General features: G+C 73.2%; 2 protein-coding genes. Both read right to left on the bottom strand.

Translation table 11 applies throughout. The features are described from left to right. Positions 1–86 precede the first annotated feature (86 nt). A complete protein-coding gene (locus tag GUY61_RS36770; RefSeq protein WP_166634641.1) occupies positions 87–1895 on the bottom strand; it encodes a DUF2201 family putative metallopeptidase in 1809 nt (602 codons plus the stop codon). Continuing rightward, positions 1892–2953 carry an ATP-binding protein gene (locus tag GUY61_RS36765; protein ID WP_166634640.1) on the bottom strand — a complete coding sequence of 354 codons (1062 nt, stop codon included), beginning with the start codon at positions 2951–2953 and terminating at the stop codon, positions 1892–1894. Before GUY61_RS36765 ends, GUY61_RS36770 begins: the two co-directional genes overlap by 4 nt. Between the last annotated feature and the right edge of the window lie 81 nt (positions 2954–3034).

Genomic DNA, 3034 nt, shown 5'->3' with positions numbered 1-3034 from the left:
GGACCGGGGGCCCGGCACTTCGCCCGCCAGGAGCGCGCAGGCCGCTGTCCCCGTCGGGACAGGAGGCCCGCCGGGTCCGTCGCCGTTCAGCTCACCCGGAATACCGGGCCACGGGGCGTGAACGGCAGGGAGGCGCCCTGCGGCACCAGGTACGCGTGCTCCCTGCGCACCCGCAGCACATCGCACCAGCCGTCCGTGATCACCAGGACCGGCGCGCCCGGCGGGAAGTCCTCCGCGCGCTGGAGCAGGTCGATGCCGGGCTGGAGTGCGGTCCCGCCCCGCCCGCGGACCCGTACCCGGCCCGCGATCTCCGTGGGCGGCAGATAGCCCGCGTCGTACGGGGCCGCGTCGCAGAACACGACCCGGGCGGCCGGCACGTCCCGCGCCTCGGCGTACGAGGCGATGGCGCCCAGCGCCTTGCCGAGCAGGACCCGGCTCATCGAGCCGGAGGTGTCGAGGACGACGCCGAAGGTGCAGCGTGGAACCTCCTCGGGCGGGAAGTACCGCCCTGCGCGCGGGATGTCCGGGGTGGCGGCCTGACGGCGAGCGGGGCGCGCGTAGCCGCGCACCGGCTCGCGCCGGGGCACGTACGCGTCGAACCAGCGGGCCAGCCGCGCATCCCAGGGCACCGGCGGGTGGGCGAGCGCCCGGATCTCCTCGACCAGTCCGGCGGGCAGCAGTCCGCGCTCGCCGCGGCCGTGGAGCTCGAATCCCTGGAGCAGGCCGCGCCGGTAGAACTCGTCGAGGTCGACGCAGTTGCGCGGCCCGCGTGCCGGCGGCTCGCCGAGGATGTCGCCGAGGCCCTTGCCGCGCGGGGTGGCGAGGCGCCTCCGGGCACGCGTGTCGGTGACGATGCGGTCGTACACCTCCTCCGCCGACAGGCCGCCCAGCCGTGGGTCGTACAGCAGTCCCTCCGGCATCTCGCCGACGCGCATCTCGACCAGCCAGCCGTTGACGACGTAGTCGGCGGCGATGTTGAAGAGGTACGGGTCGCGGGCACCGCGGCGGTCGCCGTGCCGCAGCGCGGCGTGCAGCATCTCGTGGGCCAGGACGAACCGCCACTCCTCGTCGGCGTACCGCACGAGGGGGTTGATGTAGATCTCGCCGGCCGCGGCGCTGACGGCCGCGATGGAAATGCCGTGGGCGCGGGCGAGTTCGGCGTCGGCGACGACAGTCATCCCGGCGGCGATGCCGCCCAGCAGCGGGTACGAGGAGACGAACCAGCTCAGCGCACGCTCCCAGGGCCGCTGCGACTCCCGCCGCCCGGTGACGCTGTCGCGGCGGCCGCCCGCCACGTCCATGGCCGCGGAGACCGTGGAGGTCAGCGCGTGCGCGAAGGCCAGTTGCCAGTCCGGCGGCGGGTCGCCCCACCGCGGCCAGGGCAGCAGGACGATGTCGGGCTCCCCGCCACCGGTGCCGCAGTGCTCGAACTCGGCGGGAACACCGTCGCGCCTCCAGCGCTGCGCGAGCTGCTCCTCGTCGACGCCCGGGTAGGCGCGCGGCAGATGCTCCGGTGTACTGCCGATGGGAAATGTCAGCAGGAAGCGGTTGACGACGGCGCAGCGGGCCGCCAGCTCGAAGCGGTCCGGCTGGGTGCGGGGCCCGTTGGCGGCGGGGGCGTGGCCGAAGCCGAGGTGCAGCAGGCAGTGCGCCAGCGCCCAGGCCCACTCGCCGGGTTCGGCGCGCCGGGTGGGGTGGGCGTGCACGGTGCCGCAGGAGTCGGCCCGGGCCAGGCCGTGCGGCGGGTGCTCCTTGCAGCCGGTGTCTCGGCAGAAGACGGCGTCGATGGAGTTCAGCGCCGGGTTGCGCTTGAGGAGGGCGAGACCGGCGGCGAAGGACTCGGCGGCCGGGTCGTGTTTCTGCTTGCGCTCCTTGCGGGAGGCGCGGCCGCTCACTGGCGGGCCTCGACGAGACGGGGCATGTCCCGGGCGGCCTCGACGAGGAACCAGGCGGGCAGCGCGGGGTTTCCGTCGGTGTCGTCGGCGATGACGGTCTGGGCGACCTCGACGGAGATCTCGGCGAGCTGCACCAGCAGCGCCTTGGCCCGGTACGCGATCTGCCGCACGGCGGGTGAGGCGTGGTCCTTGGATGCCGGGAGCTGCTTGACGAGCCGACCGCGGAAGGCTTCGGCCAGGTAGTAGAGCAGGTCGCGGTCCTGGACCCGGTTCGGCCAGGATGCCTCGCCCTTCATGATCGCCTCGATCCCGAAGGTGTGGCGGACGATCTTCGCGTAGCCGCAGAAGGCGACGGCGTGCGCGGGGGTCAGCGTGCCGTGGGCGAGGACCTTCAGGGTGTCCTCGTCGAGCGTGGGCCCGAACGAATGCAGCGCGTCGGACAGCATGTGCCAGGAACGCGGGGTGGAGAACGGCTCCTCGGTCTTGGGCGGCTGCGACCACAGGTGGTCGGGCCGGTCCGTGAGGTGGTCCGTCACCCAGGGGTGGATGCCGTTCTCCCCGGCCCACACCAGCCAATCGGCCGCGGAGGCCCTCAGGTGGACGTGCGTGAGGCGGTTGACCAGCGCGGAGGCGATGGGGCGGGCGAGCGCGTTGTCGGTGGCGCGGTTGCCGGCGCCGACGACGATCGAGCCGTGCGGCAGTTCGTAGTTGCCGATGCGGCGGTCGAGGATGAGCGAGTAGAACGCCTTCTGCACGTCGGGCGTCGCCGCGTTCAGCTCGTCGAGGAACAGGCAGTACGGCTCGTCGCGCGCGATCGCCTCCGGCGGGCAGAACACGGACCGGCCGTCCCTGATCTGCGGTACGCCGATGAGGTCCTCGGGCGCCAGCTGGGTGCCCAGCAGGCTGACGCACTCCAGGCCCAGCGACTCGGCGAACTTCCGGACCAGCGAGGACTTCCCGATGCCCGGCGCTCCCCACAGGAAGACGGGCCGCACGGTCGCCAGCCCGAGGAGCAGTTCGGGGATCTGTGCGGGAGTGACGGTTACGGCGGCCTGCACGCTGAGAGCTCCTTTTGGGCACCGGGTTCTGGATCAGGTACGCCAGTGTGAATCGGCCGCCGTGCGTGCGCAGCCGATTTT

Origin of the sequence: Streptomyces sp. GC420, assembly GCF_009916105.1 — a bacterium.
In the GTDB taxonomy this organism is placed as follows: Bacteria; Actinomycetota; Actinomycetes; order Streptomycetales; family Streptomycetaceae; genus Streptomyces.
The sequence above is the reverse complement of the archived record's forward strand: the minus strand, read 5'-3'. Positions and strand labels throughout refer to the sequence as shown.